Annotated in this window: 17 protein-coding genes; 9 read left to right on the plus strand and 8 right to left on the minus strand. The window is 70.5% G+C overall.

What is annotated here, in order from left to right; translation table 11 throughout:
- From H0X00_RS12350 to H0X00_RS12365, 4 genes are all read right to left on the minus strand, one after another.
- Positions 1–393 (minus strand): enoyl-CoA hydratase/isomerase family protein (locus H0X00_RS12350; protein WP_293771236.1); only part of this gene is annotated, 393 nt, incomplete at its 3' end.
- A gap of 70 nt (positions 394–463) precedes the next feature.
- Positions 464–1,129 carry a TetR/AcrR family transcriptional regulator gene (locus H0X00_RS12355; RefSeq protein WP_293771238.1) on the minus strand — a complete coding sequence of 222 codons (666 nt, stop codon included), beginning with the start codon at positions 1,127–1,129 and terminating at the stop codon, positions 464–466.
- Between the two features lie 27 nt (positions 1,130–1,156).
- Complete coding sequence (locus H0X00_RS12360) at positions 1,157–2,944, minus strand: long-chain fatty acid--CoA ligase (protein ID WP_293771240.1); 1,788 nt, start codon at positions 2,942–2,944, stop codon at positions 1,157–1,159.
- Positions 2,945–2,960: 16 nt separating this feature from the next.
- Positions 2,961–4,082 (minus strand): Zn-dependent alcohol dehydrogenase, encoded by a 1,122-nt coding sequence (locus tag H0X00_RS12365; protein ID WP_293771241.1) that lies wholly within the window; start codon positions 4,080–4,082, stop codon positions 2,961–2,963.
- 130 nt (positions 4,083–4,212) lie between these two features.
- Between H0X00_RS12365 and H0X00_RS12370 the strand changes: the two genes are divergently transcribed.
- Genes H0X00_RS12370 through H0X00_RS12390 form a run of 5 tightly spaced genes read left to right on the plus strand, consistent with a single transcriptional unit; the run spans position 4,213 to position 9,252 of the window.
- Positions 4,213–6,216: an NAD(P)/FAD-dependent oxidoreductase gene (locus tag H0X00_RS12370; RefSeq protein WP_293771242.1), complete on the plus strand. Its 2,004-nt coding sequence runs from the start codon at positions 4,213–4,215 to the stop codon at positions 6,214–6,216.
- A 1-nt stretch (position 6,217) separates the two neighbouring features.
- On the plus strand, positions 6,218–7,039 hold the full coding sequence (locus tag H0X00_RS12375) for an alpha/beta hydrolase (RefSeq protein ID WP_293771243.1): 822 nt from the start codon (positions 6,218–6,220) through the stop codon (positions 7,037–7,039).
- Positions 7,036–7,878 (plus strand): alpha/beta hydrolase, encoded by an 843-nt coding sequence (locus tag H0X00_RS12380; RefSeq protein WP_293771244.1) that lies wholly within the window; start codon positions 7,036–7,038, stop codon positions 7,876–7,878. The genes H0X00_RS12375 and H0X00_RS12380 overlap by 4 nt, the downstream gene beginning before the upstream one ends.
- A complete protein-coding gene (locus H0X00_RS12385) occupies positions 7,875–8,177 on the plus strand; it encodes a hypothetical protein (RefSeq protein WP_293771245.1) in 303 nt (100 codons plus the stop codon). Before H0X00_RS12380 ends, H0X00_RS12385 begins: the two co-directional genes overlap by 4 nt.
- Positions 8,167–9,252, plus strand: a complete 1,086-nt coding sequence (locus tag H0X00_RS12390) for an alpha/beta fold hydrolase (protein WP_293771247.1) — start codon at positions 8,167–8,169, stop codon at positions 9,250–9,252. Before H0X00_RS12385 ends, H0X00_RS12390 begins: the two co-directional genes overlap by 11 nt.
- A 43-nt stretch (positions 9,253–9,295) precedes the next feature.
- Here H0X00_RS12390 and H0X00_RS12395 read toward each other — a convergent pair whose 3' ends face one another.
- Complete coding sequence (locus H0X00_RS12395; protein WP_293771249.1) at positions 9,296–10,054, minus strand: SDR family NAD(P)-dependent oxidoreductase; 759 nt, start codon at positions 10,052–10,054, stop codon at positions 9,296–9,298.
- A gap of 83 nt (positions 10,055–10,137) precedes the next feature.
- On the opposite strand from H0X00_RS12395, the gene H0X00_RS12400 reads away from it, so the two are divergent.
- Genes H0X00_RS12400 through H0X00_RS12410 form a run of 3 tightly spaced genes read left to right on the plus strand, consistent with a single transcriptional unit; the run spans position 10,138 to position 12,050 of the window.
- Positions 10,138–10,908 (plus strand): SDR family NAD(P)-dependent oxidoreductase, encoded by a 771-nt coding sequence (locus tag H0X00_RS12400; protein ID WP_293771251.1) that lies wholly within the window; start codon positions 10,138–10,140, stop codon positions 10,906–10,908.
- Between the two features lie 21 nt (positions 10,909–10,929).
- Positions 10,930–11,226, plus strand: a complete 297-nt coding sequence (locus tag H0X00_RS12405; protein ID WP_293771253.1) for a DUF1905 domain-containing protein — start codon at positions 10,930–10,932, stop codon at positions 11,224–11,226.
- Positions 11,227–11,255: 29 nt separating this feature from the next.
- The gene (locus H0X00_RS12410) at positions 11,256–12,050 is read left to right on the plus strand and encodes an alpha/beta hydrolase (protein ID WP_293771255.1); all 795 of its coding nucleotides are present in this window, start codon (positions 11,256–11,258) and stop codon (positions 12,048–12,050) included.
- On the opposite strand, the gene H0X00_RS12415 is transcribed toward H0X00_RS12410, so the two are convergent.
- Positions 12,034–12,786 carry an ABC transporter permease gene (locus H0X00_RS12415; protein WP_293771257.1) on the minus strand — a complete coding sequence of 251 codons (753 nt, stop codon included), beginning with the start codon at positions 12,784–12,786 and terminating at the stop codon, positions 12,034–12,036. The two genes, H0X00_RS12410 and H0X00_RS12415, sit on opposite strands and share 17 nt — an antisense overlap.
- A gap of 71 nt (positions 12,787–12,857) precedes the next feature.
- A complete protein-coding gene (locus H0X00_RS12420; RefSeq protein WP_293771259.1) occupies positions 12,858–14,078 on the minus strand; it encodes an acetyl-CoA C-acetyltransferase in 1,221 nt (406 codons plus the stop codon).
- Positions 14,079–14,141: 63 nt separating this feature from the next.
- Between H0X00_RS12420 and H0X00_RS12425 the strand changes: the two genes are divergently transcribed.
- Positions 14,142–14,720, plus strand: coding sequence for a mismatch-specific DNA-glycosylase (locus H0X00_RS12425; RefSeq protein WP_293771261.1), 579 nt, complete (start codon positions 14,142–14,144; stop codon positions 14,718–14,720).
- A 47-nt stretch (positions 14,721–14,767) separates the two neighbouring features.
- On the opposite strand, the gene H0X00_RS12430 is transcribed toward H0X00_RS12425, so the two are convergent.
- Positions 14,768–14,968: a hypothetical protein gene (locus tag H0X00_RS12430; RefSeq protein WP_293771263.1), complete on the minus strand. Its 201-nt coding sequence runs from the start codon at positions 14,966–14,968 to the stop codon at positions 14,768–14,770.
- Between the last annotated feature and the right edge of the window lie 382 nt (positions 14,969–15,350).

Genomic DNA, 15,350 nt, shown 5'->3' on the forward strand with positions numbered 1-15,350 from the left:
GAGCGTGGCACTGCGGGCCGCGACGATGGCGTCCGCGGTGAGCACGACCGTGGCGCCCAGCCCGATCGCGGCACCCTGCAGGGCGACGACCAGCGGCTGGGGCAGCGAGATCAGGGCGTCGAGGAGCCGGCGGCCGTCGTCGACGATCCGCAGCCGGGTGGCGACATCGGCCTGGGCCGCGCGCATCAGGTCGAAGTCCCCGCCGGCGGAGAAGACCTTGCCGGTGGAGGCGAGCACGACGGCCCGGACCTTCTCGTCCCGCCGCAGCGAATCCAGTACCGAGGTGAGCTCGACGTGCAGCGCGTCGTCGAACCGGTTGAACAACTCGGGCCGGGTCAGGGTGATCTCGGCGACGTGGCCATCGATGCGCAAGGCCAAGGCGTTGGTGGTCACGAGGGACCCTTCGTCTCCGGTGCTGACCGCGCTCATCTTTTTGAGCCCGGCTGTCTCAGTAATCCGGAGCTTAACGTTTCAGATCTGACAGCACAAGACGCAGGGCGACGTCCGCGACGTGCGCGGAGTCGTGCGGGCCGTTCGGGCGGGCCCAGCGCGCGACCCAGGTGGTCATGCCGGTGATCAGCCGGGTGATCAGGCGTGGATCGTCGTCGGGCAGGTCCCCGGTCTCGATCGCCTCCTCCACCACGCGCAGCCACACTCCCTCGTACTTGCGGCGCCATTCCTTCCAGTGCTCGAAGTCCTCGGCCGGCAGCGAACCGCCACCGAAGAACACGAGCAGGTAGTTGCGCTGGCGGAACGCGGCGTCGATCTGGGCCCGGATCAGGCGGTCGACCTTCTCGCGGGGCGTGAGCTCGGGGTCCTCGGCGATGGCCACGGCCTCGTCGTAGAGCTCGGTGGTCATCCGCTCGAACAGGATCGCGAGCAGGTGCTCCTTGGACGGCACGGTCCGGTAGAGCGTCGCGCGCGAGACCGTCAGGCGCTTGGCGGTCTCCTCGATGGAGACGGCGTCGTAGCCGCCCTCCTCGAACAGTTCCTCGACGACGTCGGCGACCTGCTCACGGTCGATGCTGCGGCGCGGCCGCCCGCGGCCACGGCGGGTGGGCTCGGCCTCGGATTCGGCAGTGGCTGTGGGGTTGTCCATCGCGCTCACCTCCACCGTTCGCCGGCTCACCGCGCCCACGGTAGCGGGCCCCTGAGTTCAGCGGACCTCGACGACCCGCTCCGAAGGCGGCCCGTACAGCAGCTCGATCTCCTTGGCGTACTTCTCCGCGATCGGCTTGCGGCGCAGCTTCATCGTGGGGGTCAGCTCGTCGGTGCCGGGCAGCCAGGTGGACTCGACGATGAGGAACCGGCGCACCTGCTCGGCCGCATTCAGGTTCTCGTTGGCCGCCAGGATGGCCGTGCGGAGCCTGTCCCGCACGACCGGGTCGGCGGCGTTCCGGGCGGGGTCGCTCTCCCCCGTCATGGCGGCGGTCCCCTCGGGCTCGAGGGCGATCAGGGCGGTGACGTAGGCCTGGGCGTCCCCGATGCAGACCGACGGCGCGATCAGCGGACTGGACGCGGCCAGGGTGTTCTCCACCAGCACCGGCGAGACGTTCTTGCCGGTCGAGCTGACGATGATCTCCTTCTTGCGGTCGACGATCCGGTAGTAGCCGGCCTCGTCGGTGACGAAGATGTCGCCGGTCTTGAGCCAGCCGTCGGCGTCGAACGCGTCGGCGGTCAGGTCGGGCTTGCCTCGGTAGCCCTTCATCACCATCGGGCCCTTGAGCAGCAGCTCGCCGTCCTCGGCGATCTTCGCCTCGACGCCGGGCATCGGGACACCGTTGGTGACCGGGCGGGCGGCGCCGGCCGGGTTGCACAGGATGATCCCGGCGGTCTCGCTCTGCCCGTAGCACTCGCACAGGTCGACGCCGATCGCGGCGAAGAAGCGCAGCGTCTCCGGCGGCAGCGGGGCGGCGCCGGTGAACAGCAGCTCGCCGGCGTCCAGGCCGAGCTTGCGGCGCAGGCCGGAGAGGGCCTCGCCGTAGCTGAGCCACTCTTCGCGCAGCGTGGCGTCGACGGCCTTGCCGGCCAGGCGGTCGTCGTGCAGGCGGGCACCGAGCTCGAGGGCCTTCTCCAGCTCCGCGCGCTCAGGCGAAGCCTCGATCGCCGCCACGGCCAGGCCCATCACGTAGTTCCAGATCCGGGGGACGGCCATGTAGAGCGTCGGCTGCAGCTCGGGGAGCAACAGCGCCGCGGTCTTGGGCACCAGGTGGTAGGTGATGGAGGAGCCGCTGACAATCGGCATGTAGTACGCGCAGAGCCGGTCGCCCATGTGCGCGAACGGCAGGTAGGACAGCGACCGTCCGCCCATCGGCAGCCGGCCGAGCGAGTGCAGGCCGCGGATCTGGTCGAGGATGTTGGCGTGGGTGAGCTCGGCGCCCTTGGGGACGCCGGTGGTGCCCGAGGTGTAGACCACGGTCAGCACGTCGTCGGCGCTCAGCGTCGGGCGGGTGCCCGGCGCGAGCGGGGTGCCCGCCCCGGTCAGCGCGCCCCAGTTCGGCTCGCCGGTGCCGTCACCGTCGATGACCACGAGCTTGGGCTTGCGCTGCGAGCCGGCGATCGCGGTCCGCGCCTTGTCGGCGAAGGCCGTCTCGGTGACCAGCACGTCACAGCGGGCGTCATCCAGCAGGTAGGTGAGCTGAGAGGTGGCCGTACTGTTGTACAGCGAGACCGGCACCGCACCCAGGTGCAACGTGGCCAGGTCGACGACCGCGGCCTGGTAGCGGTTCGCCAGCATCATGCAGGTGGTGCGGCCTTCGCCCAGCCCGAGCGCGCCCAGCCCGCCGGCGACCTGACGGACCACCTCGTCGACCTGAGCCCACGTCAAGGAGACCGCGCCATCGGAAGAGCGCATCGCCTCCTGCTCCGGCCGGTCCGCCACCGTGGCGGCGAAGGCCTCACACAGGTCGGTCGCTTGCAGAGCAGCGCTCTGAGTAGCCGTCATGCCGGGTCCCTCCATCTCAGTTCAAACTTTCGAGGTTCACCACTGCGGAGATGACCTCGCCCGCGGTGACGGCGGCCAGGCCTTCGTTGATCGCGCTGAGCCCGTAGGTACGGGACACCAGCACGTCGAGGTGGAGCTCGCCCGCCAGGTAGCGTTCGACCAGGCGCGGGATGTCGCGATGGGTGTCGGCGGAGCCGAACAGGCAGCCCTTGAAGGTTTTCGCGGATCCGACCAGGCCGGTGAACTGCGGAACGTTGATCCGCACGCCCTTGGTTCCCGCCCCGACGAAGACCACCTCGCCGCCCTTGCCGGTCATCCGGATCGCCTGGTCGACGGTGACCTGGGCACCGACGGCCTCGATGGTGGTGTCGGTGCCGCGGCCGGCGGTCAGTTCCTTGACCGCGAGCAACACGTCGACCTCCCCGGCCGCCAGGGTGTCGGTGGCGCCGACGGCCCGGGCGATCTCCAGCTTGGCCGGCACCAGGTCGATCGCGATGATCCGCTCCGCCCCGGCCAGGCGGGCGCCCTGGATCGCCATCAGGCCCACGCTGCCACAGCCGATCACGGCCACCGTGCCACCGGGCCGGATCGCGGCGGTGTTCAGCGCGGCCCCGACGCCGGTGAGGACGGCGCACCCCAGCAGCGAGGCCGGCGCGAACGGCATGTCGGCGGGGATCTTCACCACCGAGATCGTCGGGACCACGACCTGCTCGGCGAAGGTGCCGGCGGCGACGAACTGGGCGACGTCCACCCCGTCCGCGGTGCGCCACCGGGTGGACCCGTCCATCAGCGCCCCGGAGAACAGCACCCCGTCGCCCCGCTCGCACAGGCCCGGCTGGCCACGGGTGCAGCGGTAACAGTGGCCGCACTGCGGCATCGCGCAGACCGCGACGTGGTCACCGGCGGCAAGGTGGGTGACCCCGGGCCCGACTGCTTCGATCACCCCGGCACCCTCGTGCCCGAGCACGATCGGCAGCGGGCTCGGCAGCGCCCCCTTCTGGACCGAGGCGTCCGAGGCGCAGATGCCGGAGGCCATGATCCGGACCGCGACCTCACCTGCCCGCGGTTCTGCCAGTTCCAGGTCGAGCACCTCGAGCGGCTTCTCCAGCTGGGTGCACACCGCTGCGCGAACCGTCATGCACGGGCCCCTTCGAAGGTTTTTGAACCGGGGAGTCTCAATACTTTCCCGCAGGTGGGCGGCCCGTCAACGGGGGTCGACGCAGCTCGGCCGTACTTGACGCAAATCGCTGCCTGCCTATTATTGAGACGTGCCGAGTCAAAAACACTGGTCCGCCGATATCAGGCCGGCAGCGGTACCGCTGCGCACCCGGGTCGGCGATGACGAGCTGCGCGCGGCACTGCTCGACGCCAACCTCCCCACGCTGCTCGCCAGCCTCGCCCAGCTCACCGGCGACGGCACCTGGCTGACCGGTCGGTTCCGTCCGACCAGCGCCCTCGGCGTCGAGGACCACGACTCGGCCGGACTCTCCCCGGAGCTGGCGCACGAGCTCCGCGAAGAGGCCCTGACCGTGCTCCGCGCCTGGCACGACGGCGCGTTCGAGGCCGCCACCCCGCCGTCGCAGGAGCGCCTGGTCGAGATGCTGCACCTCTCGCTGGGATCCTCGCAGAAGATGCCGGCCGACATCGGCGGCCTGCTGGCCGAGGAGCTCGGTCTCATCGACCGCGACGTCGTTCCGGACGCTTTGCTGACTGAGCGTCACATCGAGGTCCTGGTGGTGGGCGCCGGACTGTCCGGCCTGTGCGCCGCGGCCAAGCTGAAGAAGGCCGGGATCGCGTTCACCATCCTGGACAAGAACCCCGCCGTCGGCGGGACCTGGCTGGAGAACACCTACCCGGCCTGCGGCGTCGACACCCCCAGCCACCTGTACTGCTACTCCTTCGCCCAATCGCCGAACTGGACGCGGTACTTCGCCAAGCGCGACGAGCTGTACTCCTACCTCGACGAGATCACCGACACCTTCGGGCTGCGTGCGCACATCCAGTTCGACGCCGAGGTCGAGTCGATGGTGTGGGACGAGGAGGCGCAGCGCTGGCACGTCACCACCCGCAGCGCCGCCGGGACGCGGGAGACCTACACCGCCAACGCCGTGATCAGTGGTGTCGGACTGCTCAACCGGCCGTCGGTGCCGGCGATCCCCGGCCTGGACAGCTTCGCCGGTCCGAGCATGCACACCGCGTGCTGGGACAACTCGGTGGACGTCACCGGCAAACGCGTCGTGGTGATCGGAACGGGCGCGAGCTCCATGCAGCTCGTCCCGGCGATCGCCGGCAAGGCCGAGCATGTGACGGTCTTTCAGCGATCACCGCAGTGGGGCCTGCCGAACGCGAACTACATGCGCGAGACCAGCGAGGCCACCCGCACCCTGATGGCCCACGTGCCGTTCTACATGGGCTGGTACCGGCTGCGGCTGGTCTGGAACTTCGGCGACCGGCTCTACCCGGCGCTGCAGTTCGACCCGGCCTGGCCGCACCCGGAACGGGCGGTCAACCGCACGAACGACAAGCACCGCGAGTACCTCACCGACTACATCCGCTCCGAGCTCGGCGACCGGCAGGACCTGCTGGACAAGTGCCTGCCGACCTACCCGCCGTACGGCAAGCGTCCGCTGCTGGACAACGGCTGGTTCCGCACGGTGACGCGCGACGACGTCACGCTATCCACCGAGAAGGTCGTCGAGGTCCGACCGAACAGCGTCGTGGGCGCCGACGGCATCGAGCACCCCGCCGACATCCTGGTGCTGGCGACCGGCTTCCAGGCCGTGCGCGTACTCGGCCCGATGGAGGTCCGCGGTCGGTCCGGCAGGAGTCTGCGCGAGACCTGGGGCGAGGACGACGCCCGCGCCTACCTCGGCACCACCGTCCCGGATTTCCCGAACTTCTTCCTGCTGCTCGGACCGAACACCTTCGCCGCGCACGGCGGCAGCGCCGCGCTGACGATCGAGATGCAGGTCCGCTACGTGATGTCCCTCCTGCTCAAGCTGGAGAGCGGCGAGCTCAGCAGCGTGGAGTGCAAGCAGGAGGTCTTCGAGGCCTATGACCGGAAGATCAGCGACGCGCTGACCAACGCGATCTGGGCGCATCCGGGCCTGACCACCTACTACCGCAACGCAGCGGGCCGGGTCGTCATCCCGATGCCGTGGACGAACGTCGACTACTGGCACATGACGCACGAGCCCGACCTCGACGACTTCGTCGTCGTCCCGGGCCGGCGGGTATCTGTCGGTGCGGCGGCCACGGCCCCGGCCACCTGAGGTGACCTTCGTCGAGGTGGAGCCCGGGGTCTTTATCCACGCGCAGGACCTCCAGGTAGCGGGGGGAGCCGGCCGCTCGGCCGTCCTCATCGCCGGGTTCGGCCTGACCTCCGAGGCCTGGCAGGGCCAGGTCACCTCGCTGGCCGCCGCCGGTCACCGGGTGGTCGCGGTCGACGTACGCGGCACGGGCCAGTCCGCCAAGCCGCTCGACGGTTACGGCATGGAGCGCCTGGCCGCCGACATCGCCGCGGTCATCGAGCACCTGGACTTGCAGCAGGTCACCCTCGTCGGTTGGTCCTTCGGCGCGCAGATCTCGCTGCACCTCGCCGGCCTCGTGCCGGACCGCGTCGCCCAGGTCGTGTGGGTGGGCTCGAACGCGGTGCGCGCCTCGCGCAGCGGGGAGTTCCCGTTCGGCCCGGAGCCGGACGCCATCGAGGCCCGGCTCGTCCACCTCGAGCGCACCAAGCGGATCGAGACCCGCCGCCGGACGATCGCCTCCGCCTTCCACGTCGAGCCGGACCCGGACGTGATCGGGTGGCTGCTACGGATGCAGCTGCAGATGCCGTCCTGGGCCGCGATCGCCTGCTACCGCACCTACCTGCAGACCGACCAGGTCGCCGCCCTCGACGCGCTCACCGTGCCGGTGCTGCAGATCATGGGCACCCACGACCCGGTCTCCCCGATCGAGGGCACCCCGTGGGTGCAGGAGCGCCTGAAGGACGGCCGCGTGGTCGAGCTCGCCTGCGGGCACTACCCGATGCTGGAGCTTCCCGGCGAGTTCGACGCCGCGCTGCTCTCCTTCCTCGCCGAGGTCCCCGCATGATCAGCACCGGCGAGCACACGGTCCGGGCCGGCCGGCACGACGTGCGGGTCTCGGTCGAGGGATCCCCCGGAAACGGCGACGGGCCACCGCTGCTCCTCATCAACGGCCTCGGCGGCGTGATCCGGATGTGGGATCCGCTGCGCCAGCACCTGGCCGGAACCTGCACGATCGCCTTCGACGCCCCCGGCGCCGGGGACTCCCCGACGCCGACGATTCCGCAGAGCGTCGTCGGAGTCGCCCGGATGATCACCCGGCTGCTCGACGAACTCGAGCTGCCCGAGATCGACGTTCTCGGCTACTCCCTCGGCGGCGTGGTCGCCCAGCAGTTGGCGTGGACCTCACCCCGTCGGGTCCGCCGGGTGGTGCTGCTGTCCACGAACACCGGATGGGGCAGCGTCCCCTCGCACCCGGTGGCCTTGAAGGGCCTGTTCTCGATGAAGCGCCTGCGCGACCCGGAGCACTACGCCGCCCTGGCCCCGCAACTGCTCGGTGGCGCCCTGCGCCACAACGCCGCCCTGGCCCGCCGGGCCGGGCAACTGCGCACCACGGAGTCCCCGGACACCCGCGGCTACCTCTACCAACTGCTCAGCTGCACGACCTGGTCGACGATGCCGATGCTGCGGCTGATCCGCCAGCCCACGCTGGTCGTGAACGGCGACGACGACCCGCTGGCCCGCCCGGTCAACGCGAAGGCCCTGGCGTGCCTGATCCCCAACGCCGAACTGCACCTGGTGCGCGGCGCCGGGCATCACCTGTTCCTGGAACGACCCGACGAGGTGAGTTCCGTGGTCGCCGCTTTCCTTGAATGTGACGGCCTGCCAAGCTCAGGCCCGACATGAGCAACGGCGGGCTGGATCTGCAGCGCCTGGTCCTGCGGGCAGACGCGGTTATCGGCCGTCGTCTGGAGACCGCGCTCGGCACCCGTAGTGCCACCGACCTGCTGCTGCGCGGGTTCCGGTTGCAGGGCTCGGCGCAGCGGCTCGTCGAGCGCCCGGCCCGGGCCGTGCTGCACGCGCTCAACATGCCGACCCGCGGGGACGTCGCCCAGCTGCGCCGGCAGCTCGCCAGCACCCACGAGGAGCTGCGCGAGTTGTCCCGGAAGCTGGACGAGACACCACCGACCACTCATGAGCGGTAGGACCGGACCGCTCCCCCAGGTCGCCCGCGAGCTCGGGCGCACCGCCGCACGCGTGCGCAACGGCGTCCGCTACGCCGCCGGCACCCAGTTCGCGCCGATCGGCCCGACGCCGAGCCGGGTGATCTGGAGCGAGGGCAAGGCCGAGCTGCGCCACTACTCCGGTCACGGCGTGGGGCCGGAACCTCGACTCGCCCCCCCGGTCATCGTGCTCGGCGGTCTGGTCGGGCGCTCGTACATCTTCGACCTGCACGAGGGGAACAGCTTCGTCGCGCGGACGCTCGGCGCGGGCTTCGACACCTTCGTCCTGGACTGGGGCATCCCGGACGCCGACGACTCGGCGAACACCCTCGAGACCTACCTGGCGCGCTACTTCCCCCGCGCCCTGCAGGCGGCCTGCCAGGAGACCGGCGCCGACGAGGTCAGCATCATCGGGTACTGCATGGGCGGCACAATGTCGCTGCAGGCGTTGGCCGGCAACCCGTCCCTGCCGGTGCGCAATTTAGTGCTGATCGCCACGCCCGTCGACTTCGGCCACCTCGGCTCGATGGTGGACGCGGTCTGCGAGGGCCGCCTCGATCCCGCCACCGTGCTCGACCAGGAAGGCAACGTTCCCGCCTCGCTGATCGCCGCCTTCTTCTCGGTGATGAAGCCGACCGCGCCGGTGGTCAAGTACGCCAACCTCCTGCAGAACCTCTGGGACGAGGACTATCTGAGGGGGTATCAGGCGCTGAATCGGTGCTTCGAGCAACATGCCCCGCTGCCGGGCGCCGCGTTCGTGCAGATCGCCCAGCAGTGGATGCGCGACAACGCCTTCGTCACCGGCTCATTGCGCCTCGGCGGCCGGGCGGTCCACCTCGCCGACCTGAAAATGCCGGTGCTGATCGTCACCGGGGACCGCGACGAACTGGTCCCCGAGGGCGCCACCGCCCCGACCGCAGGCCTGCTCACCGGCACCAAACCGGAGGTGCTCGCGCTCCCGGCCGGCCACGCCAGCCTGACCACCGGGCGCACGGCCGCCAAACACACCGTGCCCCGGATCCTCGGCTGGCTGGCCGACCAGAGCGTCGCTCTTTAGCTGTGGAAAACGAACCATTAGGCGTGACACGCCTAATGGTTCGTCAGGTTGTGTTGAGCAGGCCGCCGTCGACCAGCATCGAGGCGCCGGTCATGTAGCGGGCGTGGTCGCTGCACATCAGGACGATGGCGTCGCCGATCTCGTCGGGTCCGGCCGCGCGGCCCATCGGGATCGGGAACACCTGTGCCGCCGCCTCCGCGGGCAGGCCGAAGTCGCCGGTGACCAACTCGGTGCTGATGACGCCGGGATGGATCGCGTTGACCCGGATCCCCTTCGGAGCCAGGGACTGCGCCGCGGAGTAGGTCATCAGCTTGATCGCGCCCTTGGAGGCGCTGTACGCGGCGACCCCGCCGCTGCCGGCGATGCCGAGGATGGAGGAGAGATTGATGATGACCCCGCCACCCTTCTCGACCATCCGCTTCGCCGCGGCCTGGGTTCCGAAGAACGCACCCTTGGCGTTGATGTCCATCTGCCGGTCGTAGTCCTCCTCGGTGACGTCGAGGAAGTCCTTCGGCACGACGACACCGGCGTTGTTCACCATGATGTCGACGCCGCCGAACTCGTCCGCCGCAGCGACCGCTGCCACCAGGTCGGCCGGCTTGGAGACGTCGCACTGGACGAACCGCCCCGCGCACGTGAGGGCTTCGTGGGTGGGCGTGCCGCCCTCGCGCGGGTCCTTGCGGATATCGGCGATGATCACCGCCGCCGCTCCCTCGCGGGAGAGCGCGAGCGCCGTCGCGCGACCGATGCCGCTCGCCGCCCCCGTGACGACCGCGACCCTTCCTTCGACCAGACCTGCCATCAGCGGTGCGCTCCTTTACGTCGCGAGATGTCCTCCCCTATTCTGCGACACATCGTCGCAATATTTCTAGGGTGGAGCGTCGGATGACGACTGCAGGTGCACTCGACGGCCAGGTCGCCCTGATCACGGCCGCCGCCGGCGCCGGTATCGGCAAGGCCACCGCGCGCACTCTCGCGCTGGCGGGCGCCGATGTCGTGATCACCGATCTCGATCCGGGACGCACCGCCAAGGTCGCCGACGCGCTCGCCGAGGAGACCGGGCGCAAGGTGATCGGCCGCCCCCTCGACGTGCGCGACGAGGCGGCCGTCCAGGCCCTGGTCGACGAGATCCTGGCCGACCGCGGGCGGATCGACATCCTGGTGAACAACGCGGGCAGTTCGGAGCCCGCGCCGCTGTGGGAGACCTCGACCGAGTCCTGGCACCGGGTGTTGGACATCTGCCTGACCGGGCATTTCCTGCTGATGCGCGCCGTGCTGCCGCAGATGATCGAGCGCCGTTCCGGGTCGATCATCAACATCGCCTCGATCGAGGCCTGGACCGACGTCATCCCGAACAACGTCGTGTACCAAACGGCCAAGGCCGGCGTGGTGGGGCTGACCCGGGCGGCAGCGGCCCAGGTCGGGCCTTACGGCGTGCGGGTCAACGGCGTCGCCCCCGGGCTGGTCCCGAATCCGTTCCTCGCCCGGATGATCCCGGCCGACGACCTGGCGCGCCTGCAGCAGAACATGGCCCTCGACATCACCATCGAGCCCGAGGACATCGCCAACGCGGTGCTCTTCCTTGCTGCCGACACCGGTCGGTCGATCACCGGTGAGACCATCAACGTCTCCGGCGGGGCGTACATGCGGGCGTAGTCCCCGGGCAAGAATGCAGGCATGGAGCTGGAGTTCACCGGGCCGGTCATCGAGTGGCGCGGACCGGCGCCGTTCTACTTCATCCCCGTCCCCGACGGGCCGGCCGACGAGATCCGCGAGGTCCGCGCGATGGCCACCTACGGGTGGGGCGTGATCCCGGTCAAGGCCCGGATCGGCAAGGTCACCTTCACGACCTCGCTGTTCCCCAAGGACAACGGCTACCTGCTTCCGCTCAAGGTGGCCGTGCGCAAGCCGCTCGGGCTCGACGAGGGCGACGAGGTGACGGTGGCGATGACGGTGGTGCTCGGGCGCGAGTAGCGTGCGGGCACCCCACTGGGAGGCACGCCATGGCATTCGCCGAGATCTACGGGCAGCGGATCTTCTACACCGACAGCGGCGGTGACGGGCCGGCGGTGATCTTTTCGCACGGCTTCCTGATGGACCACTCGATGTTCGACCCGCAGGTGGCGGCGCTGGAGCCGGAGTTCCGGGTGATCACCTGGGACTCCCGCGGGTTCGGGGCCACCGAGTTCGACGAGAAGCCGTTCACTTACTGGGACAGCGCCGGCGACGCGCTCGCACTGTGCGACTACCTCGGCATCGAATGCGCGGTCTTCGCGGGCATGTCGCAGGGCGGCTTCCTCTCGCTGCGGGCCGCGATGATTGCGCCCGAGCGGGTACGCGCCCTGGTGCTGATCGACACCCAGGCGGGCGCCGAGCACCCGGACAAGGTCGAGCTCTACGGCGACATGATCGAGGCCTGGGTGAACGTCGGCCCCGGCGACGAGCTCGCCAACATCGTCGCGGGGATCATCATCGACGACCCCGTCGAGAACCCGCGCTGGATCGCAAGGTGGCAGTCGGGCCGGCACGAACTGGTCCGGGAGGCCGGCGTGGCCCTGCTCGAGCGGGAGAGTGTAGTGGAGCGCCTCGGCGAGATCACCTGCCCTGCGCTGGTCATCCACGGCGACAACGACTCCGCGATCGAGCTGGACAAGGCGGAGGTGATGAGCGCCGCCCTGCCGGGTAGCGCCGGAGTCGTGGTCATCGAAGGCGCGGCCCATGCCGCGAACCTGACCCACCCGGAGCCGGTGAATGCGGCGATCCTGCCGTTCCTGCGCGGACTCAGCGCAGCGCCGTGACCGGCACCGCGAACCGCCCCCGCACCACCAGCTCCAACGCGACCGCAACGGCGACCACCTCGGCGGCGAGCAGCCCGAAGAGCACCAGCACCTGAGCTGACGCCGCCTCACTCGCACTGCCGCCACCGAGCAGCACACCGATGAACGCACCCGGCAGGGTCACCAGCCCGACGGCGCGGGTCTGGTCCAGCGGCGGGAACAGCGCCTGCACGGCCGAGGGCCGGGCGATCTCCAGGCCGGCGGCCCGACGGTCGAGCCCGATCGCCAGCGCGGCCTCAAACTCCCCGGCCCGGACGCGCAGCTCGTCCAGCGCGCGGCGGCCGGCCTGACCGGAGGTCGTCATCGCGCCGCCGATCACGATGCCGGAGATCGCGACGATCGCCGGCCCGGAGAACGGCACCACGCCCGACGCCAGGACGAGGACCAGGACGGGCACCGCGCCGCCGGCGACCGCCAGCCCGGCCCACACCGCGGTGCGCCACCCGGCGATCCGCTGCGCGCTGGTCACCGAAGCGGCCACGAGCATCCCGGCCACGAACAGCAGCGAGAGCCCGTCGGAGTCCAGCACCGCCGTGATCACCAACGCGACGATGGTCAGCTGGATCGCCGCCCGGGCGGATGCGGTGAGCACCGCCACCTCGACGCCGAGCAGGGCGACCCGGGCGCCCACCGCCGCGAAGACCGCCAGGAGCACCGCCACGACGACCAACTGCAGGTCCGGATCGACGAGCGACATGGGGGCTCCTCACAGCGGCGGCGCCTCCAGCATGCGGTGGCAGTCGCCGCCGGCCTCTTACCCGGTCAAGATCAGGCGCGCTCGAAAATCGCCGCCAGCCCTTGCCCGCCACCGATGCACATGGTCTCCAGCCCATACCGGGCCTCGCGGCGGCGCAGTTCCCGGGCCAGCGTGGCCAGGATCCGACCGCCGGTGGCCCCGACCGGGTGCCCCATCGAGATCCCGGAGCCGTGCACGTTCATCCGGGCGAAGTCGTCCGGGGTGAAGCCCCACTCCCGGGTGCAGGCCAGTACCTGGGCGGCGAAGGCCTCGTTGAGCTCGATCAGGTCGATGTCGGAGAGTTTGAGCTCGGCCGCGGCCAGCGCCTTCGCCGTCGCAGGAACCGGCCCGATGCCCATCGTCTTCGGCGGCACCCCGCCCACCGCCCAGGAGACCAGGCGGACGAACGCCGCCAGCCCGAGGGACTCGGCGGTCGCCCGGGTCATCACCGCGCAGATCGACGCCCCGTCGTTCTGGCCGGACGCGTTGCCCGCGGTGACGGTGGCATCGGGGTCGTCGCGCCCGAGGACGGGCTTGAGCTTGGCCAGCGACTCCAGCGACGCCTCGGGGCGGATGTGCTCATCGGCCTCGACGACGGTGTCGCCCTTCCGGCCCGGCACGGTCACCGGGACGATCTCCTCGGCGAAGATCCCGGCGCCTCGGGCGGCCGTCGCTCGCCGGTGGCTCTCGACGGCGAACTCATCCTGCTCGGCGCGCGGGATCGCGTACTCCCGGCGCAGGTTCTCGGCGGTCTCCAACATGCCGCCCGGCACCGGATAGTTCTTGCCGCCGGCAGTGACCCGGCCGCGGGCCAGTGCGTCGTGAAGCATCACGCCGCCGGCGCCCTTGGCTCCCCACCGCATCGAGGTCGAGTAGAACGCGGCGTTCGACATCGACTCCGCACCGCCGGCCAGCACGATCTCCGACGCCCCGTCGCGTACCTGCAGGGCCGCGTACAGCACGGCCTGCAGGCCCGAACCGCAACGGCGGTCGATCTGCAGACCGGTCGCGGTCACCGGCAGACCGGCGTCCAGCGCGGCGACCCGGCCTATCGCCGGGGCGTCCATGGTCGGGTAGCAGTTGCCGAGCAGCACGTCGTCGACCCGCTCCGGCGGAATGCCAGTGCGCTCGATGAGGGCCCTGATCACGTGGGCGGCCAGCTCGTGGGGCAGCAGGTCTTTCAAGCCGCCCCCGTAGCCTCCGACCGGGGTGCGCAAGGGTTCGCAGATGACAATGTCGGTCCCAGAACTCATGTGCGCAGGGTAATCCGCGCCCTCCGGTGACCGGCATCACCCCGGACACAGGAGGATCGGGACGTGACGTTGTCCCGGACCGAGCTCGAGACGTTCCGCGGCGCGACGCTGCCGGACCTGGTCGGGCCCGAGGTCAAGCTGCTGTTCGTCGGGATCAACCCTGGCCTGTGGACCGCGGCGGTGCAGGCGCACTTCGCCAAGCGTGGCAACCGCTTCTATCCCGCCCTGTACCGGGCCGGGATCACCGACTGGCTGATCGACGCCTCAGCCGGCTACCGCCCCGAGGACCTCGAGCACCTGGAACAGCGCGGGCTCGGCATCACCAACGTGGTGCCGATAACGACCGCGCGGGCTGACGAACTGACGGTGGATCAGTTGGTGGCCGGTGGGCAGGCGCTGGTCCGGCGGAGCCGCCGGATCGGGCCGGCCGTTGTCGCCGTGCTCGGCGTGACCGCCTACCGCGCCGCCTTCGGCCGGCCCAAGGCAGCCGCCGGGCGCCAGCCGGAGACCCTCGGTGGCGCCGAGCTCTGGGTCGCACCCAACCCCAGCGGCCTCAACGCACACGCCCAGGTCGCGGACCTCGCCGCGGCCTACCGGGAGATCGCTGTGGCCGCGGGGATCACGGTCCTGCCGCAGCCCTGACGCGTGAAATCGACCGCGCTGATCCAGGCCGACTCGGACCGATGAAGCTACGCGGCGCGGGTGCGGGCGTCCGCCCCGTCGAGCTCCCAGCGGAGTTCGAGATTGCCCTCGGCCGTCTTCACCCAGTGCGCGCGCAGGTCGTTGCACGGGACCAGCGGGGTCTCGACGACATCCTCTACCGGCAGCGCGCCGACGGCCTCAGCCTCACCCGTCCCCCGCAGACGGCGAACTGCTCGGAAACGCAACATGAACGCAAGGTTAACCCAACAAGGCTGTTCACGCACCCCCGTCCGGGAATTACGTCTGACCTGCGGGTGATTCGTCCGAATTGTCCACCCGGATGGAGGATGCCCGGCGATCGGGGAGGATCGCTCCGGCGACGAGGAGGGCCGATGACCGACGCGTTGACCGGCAAGCGGCCCTGGTCACCGGCGGGATCGGCGGGATCGGCGGGATCGGCGGGATCGGCGGGATCGGCGGGATCGGCGGGATCGGCGGGATCGGCATATCTGCTTGAGTGCAGTGATCCTTATCGGGACTGTTATCTGACGATCAGTTCGTTCAGCGGGTGTGGATCGGTGGCGACGGCCTGCTGGAGCAGGCGGTAGAAGAGCATGCCGCGGGCACTGG

The organism is Sporichthya sp. (genome assembly GCF_013815995.1).
Taxonomy (GTDB): domain Bacteria; phylum Actinomycetota; class Actinomycetes; order Sporichthyales; family Sporichthyaceae; genus Sporichthya.

Coding starts and splice junctions, on each gene's coding strand:
- H0X00_RS12430 (WP_293771263.1), bottom strand. CDS start 14,968: ATGTTGCGTTTCCGAGCAGTTCGCCGTCTGCGGGGGACGGGTGAGGCT.
- H0X00_RS12405 (WP_293771253.1), top strand. CDS start 10,930: ATGGAGCTGGAGTTCACCGGGCCGGTCATCGAGTGGCGCGGACCGGCG.
- H0X00_RS12360 (WP_293771240.1), bottom strand. CDS start 2,944: ATGACGGCTACTCAGAGCGCTGCTCTGCAAGCGACCGACCTGTGTGAG.
- H0X00_RS12420 (WP_293771259.1), bottom strand. CDS start 14,078: ATGAGTTCTGGGACCGACATTGTCATCTGCGAACCCTTGCGCACCCCG.
- H0X00_RS12390 (WP_293771247.1), top strand. CDS start 8,167: ATGAGCGGTAGGACCGGACCGCTCCCCCAGGTCGCCCGCGAGCTCGGG.
- H0X00_RS12395 (WP_293771249.1), bottom strand. CDS start 10,054: ATGGCAGGTCTGGTCGAAGGAAGGGTCGCGGTCGTCACGGGGGCGGCG.
- H0X00_RS12415 (WP_293771257.1), bottom strand. CDS start 12,786: ATGTCGCTCGTCGATCCGGACCTGCAGTTGGTCGTCGTGGCGGTGCTC.
- H0X00_RS12365 (WP_293771241.1), bottom strand. CDS start 4,082: ATGACGGTTCGCGCAGCGGTGTGCACCCAGCTGGAGAAGCCGCTCGAG.
- H0X00_RS12400 (WP_293771251.1), top strand. CDS start 10,138: ATGACGACTGCAGGTGCACTCGACGGCCAGGTCGCCCTGATCACGGCC.
- H0X00_RS12410 (WP_293771255.1), top strand. CDS start 11,256: ATGGCATTCGCCGAGATCTACGGGCAGCGGATCTTCTACACCGACAGC.
- H0X00_RS12385 (WP_293771245.1), top strand. CDS start 7,875: ATGAGCAACGGCGGGCTGGATCTGCAGCGCCTGGTCCTGCGGGCAGAC.
- H0X00_RS12380 (WP_293771244.1), top strand. CDS start 7,036: ATGATCAGCACCGGCGAGCACACGGTCCGGGCCGGCCGGCACGACGTG.